This is a genomic window from Hymenobacter jeongseonensis (genome assembly GCF_015694725.1).
Classification (GTDB): domain Bacteria; phylum Bacteroidota; class Bacteroidia; order Cytophagales; family Hymenobacteraceae; genus Hymenobacter; species Hymenobacter jeongseonensis.
The window spans coordinates 365107-382460 of the sequence record NZ_JADQDQ010000001.1 but is presented as its reverse complement, the minus strand read 5'-3'; the positions used below and the strand labels follow the sequence as shown (position 1 = coordinate 382460).

The 17354-nt window shown below is 57.0% G+C and carries 18 protein-coding genes; 4 read left to right on the top strand and 14 right to left on the bottom strand.

The genetic code is table 11. The annotated features are described in order from the left end of the window. Window positions 1-24 precede the first annotated feature (24 nt). The 8 genes from porL to lipB form a co-directional block, all read right to left on the bottom strand. The gene (porL, locus tag I2I05_RS01655) at window positions 25-792 is read right to left on the bottom strand and encodes a type IX secretion system motor protein PorL/GldL (protein ID WP_196280462.1); all 768 of its coding nucleotides are present in this window, start codon (window positions 790-792) and stop codon (window positions 25-27) included. Window positions 793-905: 113 nt separating this feature from the next. Further along, window positions 906-1925 (bottom strand): T9SS ring complex lipoprotein PorK/GldK, encoded by a 1020-nt coding sequence (gene porK / locus I2I05_RS01650; protein ID WP_196280461.1) that lies wholly within the window; start codon window positions 1923-1925, stop codon window positions 906-908. 248 nt (window positions 1926-2173) lie between these two features. Continuing rightward, window positions 2174-3361, bottom strand: coding sequence for a PorP/SprF family type IX secretion system membrane protein (locus tag I2I05_RS01645; RefSeq protein ID WP_230688076.1), 1188 nt, complete (start codon window positions 3359-3361; stop codon window positions 2174-2176). Continuing rightward, window positions 3306-4136 (bottom strand): uroporphyrinogen-III synthase, encoded by an 831-nt coding sequence (locus I2I05_RS01640; RefSeq protein WP_196280460.1) that lies wholly within the window; start codon window positions 4134-4136, stop codon window positions 3306-3308. The genes I2I05_RS01645 and I2I05_RS01640 overlap by 56 nt, the downstream gene beginning before the upstream one ends. A gap of 77 nt (window positions 4137-4213) precedes the next feature. Continuing rightward, window positions 4214-5401: a DUF4271 domain-containing protein gene (locus I2I05_RS01635; protein ID WP_196280459.1), complete on the bottom strand. Its 1188-nt coding sequence runs from the start codon at window positions 5399-5401 to the stop codon at window positions 4214-4216. 14 nt (window positions 5402-5415) lie between these two features. Further along, window positions 5416-6501 carry an MraY family glycosyltransferase gene (locus I2I05_RS01630; RefSeq protein ID WP_230688075.1) on the bottom strand — a complete coding sequence of 362 codons (1086 nt, stop codon included), beginning with the start codon at window positions 6499-6501 and terminating at the stop codon, window positions 5416-5418. Window positions 6502-6559: 58 nt separating this feature from the next. After that, window positions 6560-6976 (bottom strand): hypothetical protein, encoded by a 417-nt coding sequence (locus I2I05_RS01625; protein ID WP_196280458.1) that lies wholly within the window; start codon window positions 6974-6976, stop codon window positions 6560-6562. 50 nt (window positions 6977-7026) lie between these two features. Continuing rightward, the gene (lipB, locus tag I2I05_RS01620; protein WP_196280457.1) at window positions 7027-7851 is read right to left on the bottom strand and encodes a lipoyl(octanoyl) transferase LipB; all 825 of its coding nucleotides are present in this window, start codon (window positions 7849-7851) and stop codon (window positions 7027-7029) included. Between the two features lie 164 nt (window positions 7852-8015). Here lipB and I2I05_RS01615 point away from each other — a divergent pair, with 164 nt between their 5' ends. Further along, window positions 8016-8375, top strand: coding sequence for a YraN family protein (locus I2I05_RS01615; RefSeq protein WP_196280456.1), 360 nt, complete (start codon window positions 8016-8018; stop codon window positions 8373-8375). A gap of 65 nt (window positions 8376-8440) precedes the next feature. Here I2I05_RS01615 and I2I05_RS01610 read toward each other — a convergent pair whose 3' ends face one another. Both I2I05_RS01610 and I2I05_RS01605 read right to left on the bottom strand, forming a co-directional pair. Continuing rightward, entirely contained in the window at window positions 8441-9478 is a 1038-nt protein-coding gene (locus tag I2I05_RS01610) for a toxin-antitoxin system YwqK family antitoxin (protein ID WP_196280455.1), read from the bottom strand. A gap of 143 nt (window positions 9479-9621) precedes the next feature. After that, window positions 9622-10437: a cyanophycinase gene (locus I2I05_RS01605; protein WP_196280454.1), complete on the bottom strand. Its 816-nt coding sequence runs from the start codon at window positions 10435-10437 to the stop codon at window positions 9622-9624. A 172-nt stretch (window positions 10438-10609) separates the two neighbouring features. On the opposite strand from I2I05_RS01605, the gene mgtE reads away from it, so the two are divergent. Beyond that, a complete protein-coding gene (mgtE, locus tag I2I05_RS01600) occupies window positions 10610-11989 on the top strand; it encodes a magnesium transporter (protein ID WP_196280453.1) in 1380 nt (459 codons plus the stop codon). A 74-nt stretch (window positions 11990-12063) separates the two neighbouring features. On the opposite strand, the gene arfB is transcribed toward mgtE, so the two are convergent. From arfB to I2I05_RS01585, 3 genes are all read right to left on the bottom strand, one after another. Beyond that, window positions 12064-12471: an alternative ribosome rescue aminoacyl-tRNA hydrolase ArfB gene (gene arfB / locus I2I05_RS01595; RefSeq protein ID WP_317192299.1), complete on the bottom strand. Its 408-nt coding sequence runs from the start codon at window positions 12469-12471 to the stop codon at window positions 12064-12066. 30 nt (window positions 12472-12501) lie between these two features. Beyond that, the gene (locus tag I2I05_RS01590) at window positions 12502-13449 is read right to left on the bottom strand and encodes a 3-oxoacyl-ACP synthase III family protein (RefSeq protein ID WP_196280452.1); all 948 of its coding nucleotides are present in this window, start codon (window positions 13447-13449) and stop codon (window positions 12502-12504) included. Between the two features lie 138 nt (window positions 13450-13587). Beyond that, complete coding sequence (locus tag I2I05_RS01585) at window positions 13588-14031, bottom strand: hypothetical protein (protein ID WP_196280451.1); 444 nt, start codon at window positions 14029-14031, stop codon at window positions 13588-13590. A 73-nt stretch (window positions 14032-14104) separates the two neighbouring features. Between I2I05_RS01585 and I2I05_RS01580 the strand changes: the two genes are divergently transcribed. After that, the gene (locus I2I05_RS01580) at window positions 14105-14890 is read left to right on the top strand and encodes an alpha/beta fold hydrolase (protein ID WP_196280450.1); all 786 of its coding nucleotides are present in this window, start codon (window positions 14105-14107) and stop codon (window positions 14888-14890) included. Window positions 14891-15115: 225 nt separating this feature from the next. Continuing rightward, window positions 15116-16480 carry an RCC1 domain-containing protein gene (locus I2I05_RS01575; RefSeq protein ID WP_196280449.1) on the top strand — a complete coding sequence of 455 codons (1365 nt, stop codon included), beginning with the start codon at window positions 15116-15118 and terminating at the stop codon, window positions 16478-16480. A 65-nt stretch (window positions 16481-16545) separates the two neighbouring features. Here the strand turns inward: I2I05_RS01575 and I2I05_RS01570 are convergent, their stop codons facing one another. Then, entirely contained in the window at window positions 16546-17268 is a 723-nt protein-coding gene (locus I2I05_RS01570; protein WP_196280448.1) for a TVP38/TMEM64 family protein, read from the bottom strand. Window positions 17269-17354: the final 86 nt, after the last annotated feature.

Genomic DNA, 17354 nt, shown 5'->3' with positions numbered 1-17354 from the left:
GAACTGAGTTATGCTGCCCAGCAATTAGGCTTGGGCCGGAGCCCGCATGGCGTTCAGCATGTTGCCGTACACCCGATTGAGCGACGTCAGGTTGCTCGTCAGGTCAGACACTTGCTTCTGGAACTGCTCGGTGTCTTTGCCAGCCTGGGTCATGTTGTCCATGGCCTTGCTGAGCGTACCGTAGAACTGGTTCATGGACTTCAGGTGCGTGTTGGCATCCTGTAATTCCATTTCGTACACCGCGTTCAGAGCGCCCAAGTTCTTGGTCACGTTCTGCACCTGCATGTGGTACTCCTTGGCATCCGAAGTAGCATTCGACATGGCCGAAATGGCTTCTACCGTGTTGCCGTAAGCTACGTTGATTTTGTCTAGCGAATCAGCCGCCGAACGCACCTTCTTGGTGTACTCATCGGTAACGTTGGTAGCCTCGCCCAATTGCGACAACTGCGAAGTAGTAGTGCTGAGGCGGTTCAGGCCCTGGCCCAGGTTGGTGAGTGCCTCGGGAGTAACGTTGGCATTCTTCAACATGTCATCCAGCTTCATCGTCAGGCCTTTGCTGTTGTTATCCAATGCCTTGTTGCCAGTGGAAGGGTCGTAGCCTTCGTTCAGCTCTGGGTAAACCAACGACCAATCGTGTTCCTTCGACTGGGGCTGGAATGCACTCAAAAAGAAGATAATAGCCTCGGTACCAAGACCAACAATAAGCATTTCGTCGGCACCTTTCCAGTGCTCAATTTTGAACAATGCACCGATGATTACAACGGCTGCACCGATGCCATAAATTTTGGGCATCAGCGTATCATAGAGAAAACTTCCTTTAGCTGCCATGAGAATTTAACTTTGAAAGGGATTGAAGAAGGTGTTGAGGGGGGGTGGTTCAGCTGTGGCGTTGGCCCGTAAGAACGTTAGTTGAGCGAGCTGTTGCTGCCCATTCCAATTTGAATCATGGAGCAACGGAAGCCGATGTAAGAACGAGCCGAGTCCTGGTATTCGAAGTTGCGAGTACCCGTTTCGAGGAAGTATGCAATGTCCTTCCAAGAACCTCCCCGGACTACTTTGCGGGGCTCGTTATCATCTGGGTTAGTAGGGTTCAAGTCCCAAACAACCGGCACCGAAGCTTCCATGTAGGCGTCATCGCACCACTCCGACACGTTACCGGCCATGTCATAGAGGCCAAAATCGTTGGGGAAAAACGAACCAACTTCGGAGGTATAAGCAAAGCCATCGGAAGCATAATCACCACGGCCGGGCTTGAAGTTAGCCAGCATGCAGCCCTTGCTATTGCGCAAGTAGGGGCCACCCCAAGGGTAAGTAGCCAAATCACGGCCACCGCGAGCAGCATACTCCCACTCCGCTTCGGAAGGAAGACGGAAGTTGGGGTCGTTGGCATAACCGGCTTCCTCACGTGCTACGTTGCGGAACTTGGTGCGCCAGTTGCAGAAGTACTTAGCAGCAAACCAGTCCACTCCAACCACGGGGTATTCGTCAAAGGCCGGGTGGGTGTAATAATATTCCAACAGGGGGTCGCCCATGTGGTAGGTAAAGTCCCGCACCCATACCGTAGTATCCGGGTACAGTTCCGTCATCACGTATTCTTCTCCCAACACGTCCAAAGAGTCCATCTTGATGGCGTCCATGAACTGACGGTATTCGTTGTTAGTAATTTCCGTTTCGTCCATATAGAAGCCGGCGATAGTCACCTGCTTGTTCATATTGACCATAGAAGCGGAAATATCCTGGTCGGTCTGGCCCATGTGAAAAGTACCACCCGGACAAGGAACCATGCCAAAAGGCACTTCTTGTGGGTTGAAAATGGGCCGGTCGTCGGATCCAATCAGCTCACCCTGAGGACCCTTGCCAAATCCGCACCCACCCAATAATGCTCCGGAGATAGCGAAGAGGGATATTGCTAGAAGCTTGTTCATGAGAAGTTAATTTCTGTTTTAATTGCCAATACTGCTAAAGTACAGTTGGATGGGTTGGCAAATCTACACTTTTTTGGGATGATGTGCAATACCTGGTTTTCCATGCAGGCGACGAAATCGGTGACAAACACGCTGAATGGCGCGAATAACTCGGTTAATCCGTTTTGCAGGCAAGACGCCCGACTAGAATTTATCCTAACTTACGATAAAAAAGGCAGTACCAGTGGCAAGACCATAAAATAGGAAAATTAGAAGCTATAACGAGGCGTACGGATAGCCGGACGTGTATTCAGAATTGCCTTAGGCAAACGATAGGAAAGCATAATTTCGTGTGAGCTAAATGCTCGGGCATCTTGGTTGAAGGCTATAAAATCGAAGGCATAACCAAACCGCATGGCGTTATCTTTTCCGAAACCCAGCCCAACCAGGGCTGATACTGATTCTTCGTGCCGGTAGTTAAGGCCAGCCCAATATTTATCATCAATAGTGGCCCGAACGCCGCCTTCAAAGGAGTAGTTCTTGGCATCGGCAAATTTGCTACTGCTAGAAAACTCGCCGGGCAACACGGCCTTTATCAGTGCGGTGGGCGTCACAACAACGTTTGAAGACGCATCGATATTATAACCAGCTGTTAAATACGCATGATTTTCAGCCAGGTACTGGCTAGGAGTGCCCTCGGTGCCGCCGCTTTTGAAGGAGTATTCGGAACGAAGCAGGTTGTTAACGCTCAGCCCGGCGTAGAACTTTGGCGATTCATACCAAAACCCGGCACCCAAGTCAAATTTGCTGTCGGAAGCATTCTTGGGCACGTTGACGTCGTTCTCGTCGATGGCGATGTAAGTGCCTTTGCCCAAATAAGTGTAAATCCCTTGCAGGCCGATGCCCAGCGTTCCGGCGCCTAACTTGACGTGCTGCGAATACGAGAGCGCCGCATTGGTCATTTTCGCCATGCCGGCTTGGTCATAATACACGGCCAACCCCACGCCGCCATTCGTGGCCAGCACCGGCAGCGACCCGGTAATCAGCCCGGTGCGGGGCGAGCCGTTGGCATCGCCGTAAGTTCCGTAATTAAAGTACTGGTAACGGCCAATCAGGTTGAACTCCCCGTAGCCCTTGATGCCAGCGTAAGCTGGGTTGAGGAACATGCCATTCATCCCGTATTGGGTAAACTGCGGCTGCTGTTGCGCAAAAGCAGAACCGGCTGCAACAGAGAGCAGCAGCGTCGCGAATAACGTTACTTTCATGGTGCAGGGATGGGGAGATAGAAGAAGAAGGGAAGGAAGGCGTGCCAGGAGAATAGCTACCAAATGTAAGCCAAAAACATTCTCTAAAGAAACAGCACAAGGGTAGCTTGCGGCACGGCTTCTTGCTTTGGACTTACTAACCGTTGGAACTGGCGTTTTTGGAACTCGTTTTTCCGGTTTCGCTTTGGGCATGCCGCCGAATATAGGCTTCGATGGCTCCGGTCATCGACGGGGCATTTGGGTGGGGAGCTTCGATATCAAGGATTAGGCCAGCATCGGTTACGGCTTTGGCCGTGGTGGGTCCGAACGCAGCAATGCGTGTGCCATCCTGCACAAAGTCGGGGAAGTTGATGAAGAGGGAGCTAATGCCCGACGGACTGAAAAAGGCGATGCAGTCGTACTTCACATCCGAAAGGTCGGACAGGTCGCTGGCGACCGTGCGGTAGATAACGGCCTCTGAGAATTTCAGGTTGTTGGCGCGCATAAACACCGGCAAGTCGTCTTTGCGGATATCGGAGCAGGGGTACAAGAACTTCTCCCCTTTGTGCTTTTTGATAACGTCGAACAAATCAGCCGCCGTGCGCTCGCCCACAAACAACTTGCGCTTGCGTAGCACGATGTACTTCTGCAAGTAGTTAGCTGTTTGCTCCGAGATGCAGAAATACTTCATCTCAGCCGGCATTTCCAACTTGGCTTCCTGGCAGATGCGGAAAAAATGGTCAACGGCGTTACGGCTGGTAAAAATAACAGCAGTAAATTCCAATATATTTATTTTCTCGCGCCGGAAGTCCTTGTAGGACACAGGCTGTACCTCAATGAACTCCCGAAAATCCACCTGAATGCCATATTTTTCGGCAATTGCGAAGTAGGGAGATACGTCGTTGGTGGGCTTGGGCTGGGTAACCAGGATACTCGTGATGCGCTTGGCATGCCGGCCTGTGCCCGGCTTCTCTGCACTCTCGGCCATACAGGAATGGAAAGGGTAATATTAGGACAATAAGAGGAGGCGAAATGGGCTAATACGACGTATACGGCGACAGCCTATTAGTAGGTAAAAACAATAAGCTTAAGCAAAACCAGCAAAGGCAGTACTTCAGTTGCACAAAGGTAGGCAAACAAATGTAGATTCAGCAGCGACGCGTGGTGGTGCAGGGTGCGGCCAACGCGCAGGACAGTACCAATAAGCACGATTCCAATTGCGGCGCTGGCCACCCAGGCCACCGGTTGCGGGTAGCTGCTATTCAGGCTTAGGTAGAGCAGCAACACCAAGGGCAGCGCCAAACCGGCCAGCAACGTGGTGCGCAAAAATTCCCGATATTGCATATTTACAAGCGACTGCAACCCGAAAATGTATCCCAAAACGCCCACATACAAGTACTTACCGAAGACAAAAGCGGCAATAATGACCGTATAAAGCAGCACCCGCGCCGCAATGGCCGTTTCGGGCACGTTGAAGAAGCGCCGCAGCAAGGGCAGATTTTGCAGGTCGGTGTGAATGGCGGTTAGCAACAGGCCAAACGACAAGGAAAACAACAGGACCAGCAGCAGATTGAGCAGCGAGAAGGCCGGCTTGCTAAGAAACGCCTGCTGGTCGCTGCCGTTGCCGAATAGTTCTTCAATCTGAAAAATGCGCGCCATTCCCGATTGGTAGGTGGAGCGCACGGCCCCATAGGACAACCCAAGCACCAGCAAAAACCCCAAATAAACGTTTTGCCCCTGCGGGCCGGGCACCCGCGGCTGGGCCTCCCCTACGCGCGCTTTCGCTTGGCCATCGACGGCAACAGCGTTGCCCCCCGAGAAGGAAGCCAACGCCGGGGTACCGTCGGGCTGCCAAACGGCCAGCAAATGCCGGCCCGGAGCCAACTGCGCGGGCAGCAGTTGCGCAATGTCGACCGAATATGTGGTGGCGGTACGGGCCGTGAAAACCAATTGGTTGTCCAGAAATAAACTCAAGCCCGGCTGAGCAGCGAAGGACAGCGGGAAAGGCTGGTTCCGCTCAACTAGCACCCACTGGTAATACACATGGGAGGGCTGATGATAGCCCGGCAGGTAGAAGATGAGCCGATTGCGGGCGGCATCGTGAATAAGCCACTCATCGGTGAGGGCGGTGGGCGAAGCGGGCGGCAGCTGTTGGTACTCGCTGGCTCGTGCCGGACTCAGGGCCGCCGCCATTGCCAGCAACAGGCTGCCAATAAGCAGGCAGTAGGTGCGCAATGAGCCCGGGGTTACCATTTGAATGCGGGAAACTAGCTCGTGGTGGTTTCGGCGGCCAGCAGTTGGCGGCGGGAGATACGGCTTTGGTAAACGCCAAAGAAGATGCTCAGCAAAGCTGAGAATGCGGCCAATGCCAGAATAATGACGGTGTTGCCAAGGGCGGCAAATCGAATAACGAATAGAATGACCAGAATATTGAGCAAGCCCAGCAATAGCACGGTGCTGATTTGCTGAAAGCCCATGGCCAGAATGCGGTGGTGAATGTGGTTTTTATCCGGGGAAAAGGGCGAACGGCCCGCCAGCATGCGCAGCGAAAAGACCCGTAGCGTATCGAACAATGGTACAAACAAAATGCCGACAGCCACCGAGGGCGCTGAAGAACCAAAAGGCTCGTCTACCCGCAGGCCCATTTCGATGAACTGAATGGCCAGTACGGACACGATAAATCCGCACACCAACGACCCCGTGTCGCCCATGAAAATGGGGGCGCGATGGAAGTTGTAACGCAGAAAACCCAGCAAGCCCCCAATCAGGCAGACGGCTACAAAAGCGTAGTTACCGTAGCTGGAACCGCCATACATATAGAAATAATACCCAAACGTACTGCTGATTATCAGCACAATAGTACCGGCCAATCCATCCAGGCCATCGATGAGGTTGATGGCGTTGGTGATGCCGACAATGACCCCTAGCGTGAAGGCGTAGCTGATGCCAATCGGCAAACTATGCACCCCCAGAATCCCTTGAAAGCTGGTGATGCGAACGTCGGCCATTATCATCACAATGCCGGTGGCCAGCAATTGGCCCACGAATTTCTTTGAAACCGACATCCCCACCAAATCGTCCTTGAGGCCCACGAAGAAGAGGATAATGCAGCCCGCCAACAGCTCCTTGGCGCCGTTTTCTAACGGGGCGAAGATGGTGAGGGCCGACATGAAGCCCGCGAACACCGCCACGCCGCCCAGCCGCGGGGTGAGCGACATGTGCACGGTGCGCCCATTGGGGGTATCGAGCATATTTTTGAGGTGGGCAATGTAGATAATGGACGGCACGGCAAAGAGCGACACCAGCAGTGCCCACATCCAAGACAGGCCCAAAGGAATATCGAAGTGATTCATATAAAGGTTTTTGTGTTATAAATCGGCGGCTAGCCGAACGACTGTAACGCCGAGCCGGCTAGCTATGCAATACTCCCGCCCGGTTGAGCAAAGCAATGTGGGTGCAGTTGTTGGCGACAATGGAATCAGGGACGAAAATGAATTTCTTGTCAAAAATCTGAGGTCCAGCGTAGTAACTCACCCAGTATTGATTGTTCAAATGAAACAAGGCAGCTTCGATGGGCTCCACGGGGACGGCCGCGTGGGGCGGCACCTCCTCAAAAAGATAGCGCAGAGTAGAAGTACGCACCGGCTCACCGTCTTCCCGCGAGCCGTAGCCATTGGCATTGACAATGACATTTTGCAAAGGGAAATCATTGTGGTTCAACAAGTAAACTTGCCAAATCGGCTGCCCGTCGGGCGTTCGGCCCTCCTCATCGGGAACGATGGCCACCGAAACGCCTGCTACTGGCTCAAAAGGAATATCTTGTTTCACAGAATCAGAGATTTAGCCAGCTTGTACCGCCACCTAGGGCGCAGCGCAAGTTAGGCTTTTGAACTATCGGGAGCGGGGAGATAAGACAATAAATCGGCGCCCAGCAACGCTACTACATGAGGCAGCAGGCGTTCCTGGACCTCGGCTACGGACACGGGCGCCGAATACCCCAACTCTTGTGCCAGAGACGTCACAGCTTTGTCGGTGATGCCGCAGGGCACAATGTGGCCAAAATACGCGAGGTCCGGATTCACGTTCAGTGCGAAGCCGTGCAGCGTCACCCAGCGGCTGCACTTCACGCCCAGGGCGCAAATTTTGCGGGGGTTCGGGGCGCCCTCTTCCCAATCGAGCCACACGCCGGTAAGCCCGGCAATGCGCCCGGCATTAAGGCCGTACTCCGCCAAGGTGCGGATAACGGCCTCCTCCAGCATGCGCAGGTACCAGTGAATATCGGGCCGGAAGTTATCGAGGTCCAGAATCGGGTAGCCCACCAGTTGGCCGGGCCCGTGGTAGGTAATATCGCCGCCCCGGTTGATGCGGTGGTAGCTGGCTCCGTGTGCTGCCAAGGCCGCGTCATCGAGTAGCAGGTGTTCGGGCTTGCCGCTTTTTCCTAAAGTGTACGTGTGCGGGTGCTCGCAGAGCAGCAAGTGATTGGGCGTTGGTGCCGGCGGCAGGCCGTTGGTTTCGGCTTGGCGGTTTTGCGTTTTGATGGCCAGCGTAGCCGCCATCAGGTCTTCCTGGTATTGCCATGTGGCCACATAATCCACCAGACCCAAGCGCTGCACCTGCAAAGTACGGTTGAGCTTGGGGCTGGAGTTCTCGGCCAAGCTGGCGGCGCGCAGCGGAGGCGAGAACGGTTCTACGGAAGCGGCCATGAGCGTGAGGTAGTGAAACGGGACGCAAAGGTACTAAGCGTCGTAGGCATTGCCGACCTTGGCCTTTGTTGGGGCACAACGGCCGTTCCTTGTATCCGCGCGCCAGTGTATAGCTTGCAGCTGCTCATCCAATGGCCGCAGCGGCAACGGCTTTTCGCTTTTAAATGGCTTACGCTCCCCACGAATTAGGCCGAGCCGGCGAAATGGCTACCGCCGATTTTTTCCTCGCCCAGGGGTACCAGGTAGTGGCCCGCGGCTACCGCCATGGCCGCGCCGAAGTAGACCTGGTGTTGCAGCTCGGCACAGCGCTGCTGGTGTTCGTGGAAGTCAAAACCCGTTCATCTGGCCAATACGGACCACCCGAGACGTTTGTATCGGCGCGCAAAAAAGAGCTGTTCCGGCTGGCGGCCACTCACCTGCAAGAAGAACTGGACTGGCGCGGCGACATCCGCTTCGACATCGTGGCGCTGACTTTACGCAGCCGCGCGTTTCACATCGAACACTTCGAGGATGCGTTCTACTAAAATTTGCTCCCGAACAACCGCTTGGCAACCTACTTAACCCACTGACTGCACTTCGGCTTTCGGCCTTACTTGGCCCGCTTGGGGGAGACTTTGGGCGCGGCGCGGGGCACGGGCCGGCGCATGCCCGGCCGGTCCTCGGCTTCGGGCTGGCCGCGCTTGTCGAGGTTCTTCTCTTTGTCAAAAATGATGGTGGCGTTGCGGTTGTATTCCCGCACCAGTTCCGGCTCCGCTACTTCCGGGTCGTAGCCCGATTCGGCATACTGGTACTCGTAATGGCGCCGGCCACGGAAGCCCCAATACTTGGTCCAGATGCCCACGCGCTTGCCGTTCTCAAACTGGCCGCGCCAGTCGGGCTGGCCATTATCCAGGAACTTGGCGTAATCGCCTTCCAGCCTGCCGTTGACGTAAGGCACTACTTCGTTGATTTTGGCGCGGTCCTCACCGTAGTAGCTCACGTTGGCATCGCGCGGAAAGCCCATTTCGTAGTGCACCTTGCTCAGCAGCACGCCATTGCGGTCAAACCGTTCCCAGCGCAGGTGCCGAGTGCCCAGGGCATAAAAGCCCGTTTCGATGACCTGATTATTCTGCAGTTTTTTGTAGGGGCCGTGCAGGATTTTTAGCGTGGGCTCGTCCTCTTCTACGGCCGCCAGCTTCAGGATTCGTCGCTTCTTGGTGTCGTAATAGTAGTGTGCCGGGGCGTAGGCGTTGAGCGGCATCGGATACTTGAGGAAGTAAAACACCTCAATAATCTGGTTGCGGCCTTTGGGTCCCGACTTCGCGAACGCACGCTTGATTTTTTCGCCCAGAAAAACCTTCTTTTTCTTTTTGGGCTTGCGCTGGGCTTCCTTTTCGGCATCTTTGGCGGCGCGTTCCTGCTCCTTGGTAATCACCACCTTGCGCGCGGTGCTTAGCGAAGGTTGGCCATTGAGCGTGTCGCTGGTCCGAGTGAGTGTATCAGCGATGAGCGCCGCGGTGGCGGGCTGTTCGGGGTTGCTGTTGAAGGAAACCGCCTTGCGGGTACACGCCCACGGCAGCAGCGTGCCCAGCACCAGCATCAAACACAGAAAACGTAGCGGCCGCAGCCACAAACGGGAAATACGCATGAATCGCACAGATTGATTTCGCGGCACTAACGCAAAGACCAGCCGCTTTGGTGCCCCTATTGGGGGATGAAGTAACGGGGTAATTAGGTAGCGAAGTCCAAACCGGGGCGCATCTTATCGCCAGCCCTTCACCACGCTTGGCCTTATTTTATTACTTCGCGGCTCGCAAGGTTCAGTTGCTGGCCGGCCACGAGCAGGTGCAGGCACAAGCCGTGGCCGCTTATCATTTGGCCATCGGGCAGGTCCGTCAGGTTGCTATGCGTGACTTGCGTGGCATCGACCACGACCACCACTTCGTCGCCAAAAACCTGCGCAAGCCGGTCGGGACTGATAATAATGCCTGTTTCCTCGCTCAAGCCTACGCCCAACAAGTCGGGCTGCGTCAGCACCGCGTGCATTAGGCGCGGGTAGCGGCCCCGCTCGGCAAAATGCTGGTCGAGTACCACGCCGGGCAGCAGGCCCAGGCCGGGCTTCACGTCAATGTTGCCGCGCTTGAGGCTGCGCCAGCCGTGGCCGTACACCAGCATAAACTCGGCCATGGCCGACGCGCCGGCGCTGGTGCCAGCCAGCACAAAGCCCGTTTCGTTCTGGTACTTGTCCTTGAGAATGGCCAAGAATTCGGTACCTAGCAAGAAATCAGTCAGGCGCTCCTGGTCGCCGCCGCTCATGAAGATGAGCGTGGCTTTGCGCAAGCGGGCCAGCGTGGCGGGGTCGTCGGCGGGGTGCAGCTCGTCTACGCGCAGGTGCCGCACGTGGGGGCAATCGAGCTGGTGCCAAGCGTGGGCGTAGGCGGCCGCGGTGCGGGCTGGCTGGCGCCGGGTGGCCGTGGTAAGCACCTCAATGATGGCCGACTGGCCGGGTATCAGCCCAGCTAACATGGCCAACATAGGGTCGTCGTCGCCGCCGCCTAGCATGACTAAAGTGCCACGCGGCCCAGCAACAGAAGAAGAAGGAAGCATCGAAATAGATTTAAGACAGCAAGATGGCGGTTTTGGCCACAATGCTGCCTTCACCTTTGGTACTTAACGGTTATTTTTGGCCCAAAGCTATGCTTTAGCCCTACTTTTGTAGCGCTACTTTTCTTTCCTATCAATTCCGCTTGCCTAGCGAAGCACCCTCCGCCCTCTTTACATGCAGCCGCAGACCGTGGAAACCATCACGTCCCTGATTCAGGAGGGCGAATTTTTCAAGCTGAAGCAGGTCCTCCGCGAATTTCAGCCGTCGGAGCTGGTCGCACTGATTGAAGAGGAAGAGGAACGGGAGCAGCTCATCATTTTCCGGCTGTTGCCGCTGAAGCTGGCCACCGAGGTGTTCGAGTACCTCGACCTAGAGATTCAGCGGCACTTTCTCGACAACCTGGCCCAGGACAAGATGGCCGACATCCTCAACGAGATGTCGCCGGATGACCGCACGGCCCTACTCGAATTCCTGCCAGCCAATTTCGTGGCAGAACTCGTGCAGAGCCTCTCTGAGGAAGAGCGCAAGGTGACGCTGCAGCTGCTGGGCTACCCCGAAGACTCGGTGGGCCGCCTCATGACGCCCGACTACATCGCCATTCGCGAGACGTGGACGGTGCAGCAGGTGCTCGACTACATCCGCCAGCACGGCGGGCAGTCCGAAACCCTGAGCATGCTCTACGTGACCGATGCGCAGGGCGTGCTCATTGATGACATTCGCATTCGGGAGTTTCTGCTTTCGGCGCCCACGGCCCGGGTGCGCGACCTGATGGACCGCCGTTTTGTGCAACTCACCGCCGACCAGGACCAGGAAGAAGCCATTGACGTGTTCCGCCGCAACGACCGCAACGCCCTGCCCGTGGTTTCGGACCAGGGCATTCTGCTCGGCATCGTCACCATCGATGACATTCTGAGCATTCGGGAGCAGGAAGACACCGAGGACATGCAGAAGCTCGGTGGCTCGGCGGCGCTGGATGAGCCCTACTTGGCCACGCCCCTTTTGGGAATGCTGAAGAAGCGGGCTGGCTGGCTGGTTATCCTACTGATTGGCGAAATGTTTACCGCTACCGCTCTGAAGTCTTTTGAAGACGAAATTGCCAAAGCGGTAGTGCTCACAATATTTATCCCGCTCATTATCAGCGCTGGGGGCAACGCCGGCTCGCAGGCCACTTCGCTCATCATCCGGGCCATGAGCTTGGGCGAACTGAGCATTGCGGACTGGTGGCGCGTGATGCGCCGGGAACTGGCCACGGGGGTGATGCTCGGCGCCATCCTGGGCATGGTGGGCTTGTTGCGCATTCTGCTGTGGTCGCGCATTTTCCCCGGTGAATACGGAGCCTATTATTGGGGCATTGGCCTCACGGTGGGCGCGTCGCTGGTTGGCATTGTGCTGTGGGGCTCGTTGTGCGGCTCCATGTTGCCCTTGCTGCTCAAGCGCCTCGGGGCCGACCCGGCTACCTCGTCGGCTCCCTTCGTGGCAACGCTGGTCGACGTGACGGGGGTAGTGATTTATTTCGCCTTTGCGCTCTTGTTCTTAAGCGGCACATTACTCTAAGAGAGTAGCTACTGTGCATGCTAGCCTGTGATTGGACGGATTGCGCGAGCCAATCCTAAGCATCAAAGCCCAGCTTATTCCAGCTTGCGGCGGTTTGCTTTCTTCTCACCTTGGATTTTCTTGCCTTCCAGCCGCTTGCGGACGGCGCCTTTGCTGGGTTTGGTGGCCTTGCGGGGCTTGGGCCGGCGCAGGCTCTTGAGCAGCAGCTCGTGAAAACGTGCTAGGGCAATTTCCTTGTTCCGATACTGGCTGCGGTCGTCTTGGGCCGTGATAAGGAGCAAGCCCTCAGCGGTCAGTTGATTGGCCACTTTCTCCAAAATCAGCGCCTTTTGCGTTTCGGTCAGCACCTGCGACTCCTGCAAATGAAACCGGAGTTCTACCCGCGACTCTACCTTGTTCACGTTCTGCCCGCCAGGACCACTCGAGCGGCTGGTTTGAAACGTTATTTCGGGCAGGAAAGCATCGGCGTGCGGCAGCATCATTTCAATCTACAGCTAACCAGTTACTGCTACCTATTTTTCCAGCAGCATAGCCCCGTAGGAATAGCCGCCGCCGAATACGGTGATAATCACCTTATCGCCCCCTTTCAGTGTGTCCCACACCTCGGCCAAGCCGATGGCGGCACCGGCACAGCCCGTATTGCCGAGTCGGTCGATGTTGTTCACGGCCCGGCTGGGGTCGATGCCCAACTGCTTCACCACGTTCTTCGAAATGCGCAGGTTGGCTTGGTGCGGAATGAGGTAGGTAAGGTCGGGCGTGGCAATGTGGTGCTTGTCGAGCAGGGTCTGGGTCACCTTGGCCATGTACAGGCACGCCTGCTGAAACACGTCGCGGCCGAAGGGCATCACAATGCCTTTGTCTACGGGCTTGAGGGTCACCGCCTCATCGGCCTTGCTCACGGGAGCGGCACCACCTGTAATGACTTCGGTTATATGCAGGTCATCGGGGCTGATACGCTCTTTGGAGATGAGCAGGGCCGCAGCTCCGTCGCCCCAGAGGTGGCCGGCCATGGTATCTTCCTCGTTATTGTAAGCCGTGTTGTGCTCCGTCACCACAACGATGGCACGCGAGGCTTTGCCCATGGCAAAATACCCCTCCACTATTTCTACCGCATTCAGTAGCGAGGAGCAGGCCGAAGAAATGCTAACCGTGGGGATTTCATTAATGCCAATGTAGCGCTGCACGGCATGAGCGGCCGTGAAAATGGTGTCGTGGGGCGTGTAGGTACCGGCAACGACCAAATCAATCGACTCTTGGGCAAAGGCGGGCGCAGCGGCCAATACGGCGCAGGTGGCCTCAATGGCCATGGTGTTGGCATTTTCGCCGGGAGCGGCTTTGCGGCGCTCCTGAATGCCGGTTCGCTCAATTATCCACTCGCTGGCAAGGCCGTTGAGGCGGGTGAAGTGAGCATTGGTTACGACTGCCTCCGGGAGGTAGGCAGCCACATGGTGAAGGTACACAGGTTGGTGTTGGGTGGGATATTCTAGCGCGCTTTGCAGCCATACAAAGGTACGATACCCGGCCCGCGGCAGCCGGGCTAAAAAACGAGATGCCCGAATTTTACACTTTAGCAAAGTCCGTTGGCAACTTTTTCTGCCTTAAAAGTAAAGCAAGGCACCAAAACCAACCGTCAGGCCCGCTACCACCAACACCACGCTGTAGGACTGCATCAGCACCAGCAGCAAGGCAATGTATACGAACAGTAAACAGTGCGTATGCACCGTGAAAACTAGGTGGCTCACGTAATGGCGGCGGCGCCGGTAATAAGCCAGTTGGAGCAATAGGGCCGCCAGCGGCATCAGCAAAAACAGCATAATCGAGGTGCCCCGGAGCAACTGGTTAAAAATTTCCTTTGGGGTAGCGTCCCGCAAACTCACCAACACCCGCACGCCTTTGCGCGTGAAAAAACCGGTTAGGTATCCTTTTTGAGCAATCAAGGAGTCGAGTTGGGCATCGGTGAGGTCCGTAGTGAGGCGCTTGTACTCCGCCAGCGTAAACCTAGCCGTCGCCACCGTATTCTGCTCTTCGCGGAGCATTCGCATTGCTTGGAGCGGTACCAAGGCTCCGCCAAGGGTAGAAGTCGCACACTGGGGCCGCTGTCGCTAATTTTGCCCCATGTCCTCCCTCCTTCATCACCTCGACCAAGGCCAGGGCCAGCCGCTGGTCATCCTTCACGGCCTGTTCGGCACCCTCGATAACTGGCAAACTCTGGCTAGGCGCTGGGCCACCGAAGCCGGCCTGCGCGTCATCAGCGTGGATTTACGCAACCACGGCCGGTCTTTTCAGAGCCCGGACCATAGCTACGACCTGATGGCCCGCGATGTGCTGGCCCTGTTCAACCACTTAAAGCTAGGCGCCGATGTTTCGCTGATGGGCCACAGCATGGGCGGCAAAGTAGCCATGCGCTTCGCCCTCGACCACCCCGACCGCTTGGCCCGCTTGCTGGTGCTGGATATTGCCCCGCGCTTTTCCAACATGCAGCACCAAGACGATATTTTGGCGGGCCTGCAAGCCGTGCCCCTGGCTACCCTCGCAAGCCGCCAACAGGCCGACGAGGCCATGGCCGTGCACATTCCGCAGTTGGGCGTACGGCAGTTCCTGCTCAAAAACTTGTACCGCCGCGAGGATAACTCTTTTGCCTGGCGCATCAATCTGGAAACTCTGGCGGCTTCCATGGCCGCTGTGGGCGAAGAGACCACGGCCACGCAGCCCTTCCTCAAACCCACGCTGTTTGTGCGGGGCGGCAAGTCAAATTACATCACCGCCGACGACAAGCTCTACGGCATCCCGGCGCTGTTTCCCAACTCGCAGGTAGAAACCGTGGTTGATGCCGGCCACTGGTTGCACGCCGAAAAGCCCGAGGAAGTATTCCAGCTGGTAAAAGCCTTTGTGGAGCAATAGCGCATTCAAAGCACCGGGGCACAAATCAATTAAGCACAACCGTAGCCAAAATGGCGACTTCCATGCGTTGGAAGTCGCCATTTTTTTTGCTCGATTCTGAGCAGTGACGTAGGTTTTGTTAAAAAAATTCTTGTCTTCAGACAACGGTCAATTATTCCCTTGCATCTATAGCATTGTCTGGCCTAGGAGACAAAAAAACTTCTCACTTCTTTTCTGCAAACTGTCATGTTCCGTAACCCGATTCCCCTGTGGGGTGGGCTGTGCCTGCTCTTCAGTGCCGGTGCCGCCTCCGCCCAGGCACCCATTAACACCTTCGCTGCCAGCACCAACCATTCGGCCAGCATCCGCCCCGATGGCAGTCTTTGGCTTAGCGGCATCAATTTCGAAGGCCAGCTTGGCAACGGCACTACGCTCAGTAGCCCGGCGCCCGTGCAAGTGCGGCCGCCCGCCCCCGGCACGGGCTGGTCCCAGGTGGCCATGGGCACCTCGCACACCCTAGCGCTTACCACCGATGGCCGCATCCAAGCCTGGGGCGGCAACCGCGACGGGCAGCTTGGCGACGGGACGGCAAGCGCGCATACCACTCCCGTGGCCGTTGCTCTGCCCGAGGCCGCCGCCCAAGCTCAGTGGAAGCAAATTGCGGCCGGCACCTCCCATTCCCTGGCGCTCACCACCGATGGCCAGTTGTATGCTTGGGGCAACAACGACGAAGGCCAATTGGGCAACGGCTCGAGCCTCGACAGCCCTACGCCCGTCGCAGTGTCCCTGCCCACGAGCGCCGCCAACACCACATGGGCCCAAATAGCCGCCGGCAACGACCATACCCTGGCCCTCACCACCGACGGCCGGCTCTTTGCCTGGGGTAATAACCAATACGGCCAGCTCGGCGACGGTTCCAACCACGACGCGCTGTACCCCGTGGCCGTGGGAATGACCAAGAAATTGTCTCGCCTGCGCTGGTCGTACGTGGCCGCCGGCCGCTTTCATACCCTGGCCATCACCGATGACGGCCGCATTTACACTTGGGGCTCCAACCGGTTTGGCCAGCTCGGGGAAGAACACGACACCCAGCACAACCTGCCCGAGCCCCTGGCAATACCCGGCCACCTCGCCATCGAGCGGTGGGCCCAAGTGGCCGCCGGCGATGCCCACTCGGTGGCCCTAAGCACCGACGGCCACATGATAGCCTGGGGCAACAACTGCGTCGGTCAGCTCGGCGACGGCACCACCGACTGGCAACTGAGCCCCGTGGCCATTGCCGCGCCGCGCAGTGCCGCCCCGGCCCGCTGGGTGCGGGTAGTGAGCGGCGGGTTCCACACGCTGGCAGCTACGGCCGATGGCGAGTTGTATGCCTGGGGCGCAAATAATTTTGGGCAATTGGGTGATGGCACAACCGCCGAACGGCATCAGCCTACCGCCCCCAGCCCAGTCTTTGCTTTGCAGACGACTGCCCGCCAGAATAGCAGTTCCTCCGCAGGCTCATCCAAACCAGTAGAGCCTTGGGGCCTTAATGACAACCGCTTGATTGACGAGATGCCGGAGGCCCCCAGCTTCATGATGCTCCCGCAACCAGAGGAGATGCGGCCCTAGAGGGTCCGCACAACCAACAGGGCTTCATTTGAGCGAAGCGCCCCGATAGCAGCCTGGGCCAGGCCCTACACTTTCAACGGACCGTCCGGCACTGGGCGGCCCGTTTTTTTGTGAGTTTTGGTCCACCAGATGTAGGCGCCGAAGAAAAGTAGGCCCACGCCCGAAATCCAGAGCAAACCGGTTTTGAGCCGTTCGCTGTCCTGGCCTAAATATGCGAGCAAGGCAATGAGGGGGAGAATGGCCACCGCCGTCACGCTGATGAAGCGCAAGTAGCCCATGCACATGGCCCCAGCCACGAAGCTGATGGCGTCGTTGGAAATAACCGGCGTCAGGCGCGCCGCGGCCACGGCGCCCAGCCCATATTGGTCCACGAAGCCAGCTACTTTTTTCTCGCTTTTGTGGCCCAACAGGCGCTGCACAAGGGGGGTACCCAGGGAATTGCCCAGCCAATAGCCGACGCTGGAGGCCGTGAGCACGCCCACCCACGCCAGCAGCGAGCCCCAAATTGGTCCGTAGGCGAGCACCGAAACCAGTATCAACAGGCCGTTGTTGATGACAATCAGGAACATCTGGAGCACCATGGTCACAATTATCAGCACCGGGCCCCAGTAGCCAAATTGGGCTATCCAATCTGCCACCTTGGCCTGGTCGCCGGTGCGGAGCACGGCCCAGCCTTCCTGCACGCCTTCTTGGAAAGCTGGCCACAAAAAATAAGCGCCGACGAGAGGCGCCAGAATAGCCAACGAGAGGTAGAGCGGCAAGCGGCTGGAGCGGGGCTTATCGGGCATGAAACAGCGTAGCGGGTGAAGCCATTCTACGCGCCGGGCCACAGGCGGTTACCGCGGCGGCGAGCGGCTGGGCCGTTCCTTTGCGC

Excerpts from the sequence above, each read along its gene's own strand:
- arfB (WP_317192299.1), bottom strand. The coding sequence starts at position 12,471 with ATGATGCTGCCGCACGCCGATGCTTTCCTGCCCGAAATAACGTTTCAA.
- lipB (WP_196280457.1), bottom strand. The coding sequence starts at position 7,851 with ATGGCCGCTTCCGTAGAACCGTTCTCGCCTCCGCTGCGCGCCGCCAGC.
- porK (WP_196280461.1), bottom strand. The coding sequence starts at position 1,925 with ATGAACAAGCTTCTAGCAATATCCCTCTTCGCTATCTCCGGAGCATTA.
- I2I05_RS01635 (WP_196280459.1), bottom strand. The coding sequence starts at position 5,401 with ATGGTAACCCCGGGCTCATTGCGCACCTACTGCCTGCTTATTGGCAGC.
- I2I05_RS01585 (WP_196280451.1), bottom strand. The coding sequence starts at position 14,031 with ATGCGAATGCTCCGCGAAGAGCAGAATACGGTGGCGACGGCTAGGTTT.
- I2I05_RS01580 (WP_196280450.1), top strand. The coding sequence starts at position 14,105 with ATGTCCTCCCTCCTTCATCACCTCGACCAAGGCCAGGGCCAGCCGCTG.
- I2I05_RS01640 (WP_196280460.1), bottom strand. The coding sequence starts at position 4,136 with ATGGCCGAGAGTGCAGAGAAGCCGGGCACAGGCCGGCATGCCAAGCGC.
- I2I05_RS01605 (WP_196280454.1), bottom strand. The coding sequence starts at position 10,437 with ATGCTTCCTTCTTCTTCTGTTGCTGGGCCGCGTGGCACTTTAGTCATG.
- mgtE (WP_196280453.1), top strand. The coding sequence starts at position 10,610 with ATGCAGCCGCAGACCGTGGAAACCATCACGTCCCTGATTCAGGAGGGC.
- I2I05_RS01630 (WP_230688075.1), bottom strand. The coding sequence starts at position 6,501 with ATGAATCACTTCGATATTCCTTTGGGCCTGTCTTGGATGTGGGCACTG.
- porL (WP_196280462.1), bottom strand. The coding sequence starts at position 792 with ATGCCCAAAATTTATGGCATCGGTGCAGCCGTTGTAATCATCGGTGCA.
- I2I05_RS01645 (WP_230688076.1), bottom strand. The coding sequence starts at position 3,361 with ATGCCCAAAGCGAAACCGGAAAAACGAGTTCCAAAAACGCCAGTTCCA.
- I2I05_RS01615 (WP_196280456.1), top strand. The coding sequence starts at position 8,016 with ATGGCTTACGCTCCCCACGAATTAGGCCGAGCCGGCGAAATGGCTACC.
- I2I05_RS01610 (WP_196280455.1), bottom strand. The coding sequence starts at position 9,478 with ATGCGTATTTCCCGTTTGTGGCTGCGGCCGCTACGTTTTCTGTGTTTG.
- I2I05_RS01575 (WP_196280449.1), top strand. The coding sequence starts at position 15,116 with ATGTTCCGTAACCCGATTCCCCTGTGGGGTGGGCTGTGCCTGCTCTTC.
- I2I05_RS01570 (WP_196280448.1), bottom strand. The coding sequence starts at position 17,268 with ATGCCCGATAAGCCCCGCTCCAGCCGCTTGCCGCTCTACCTCTCGTTG.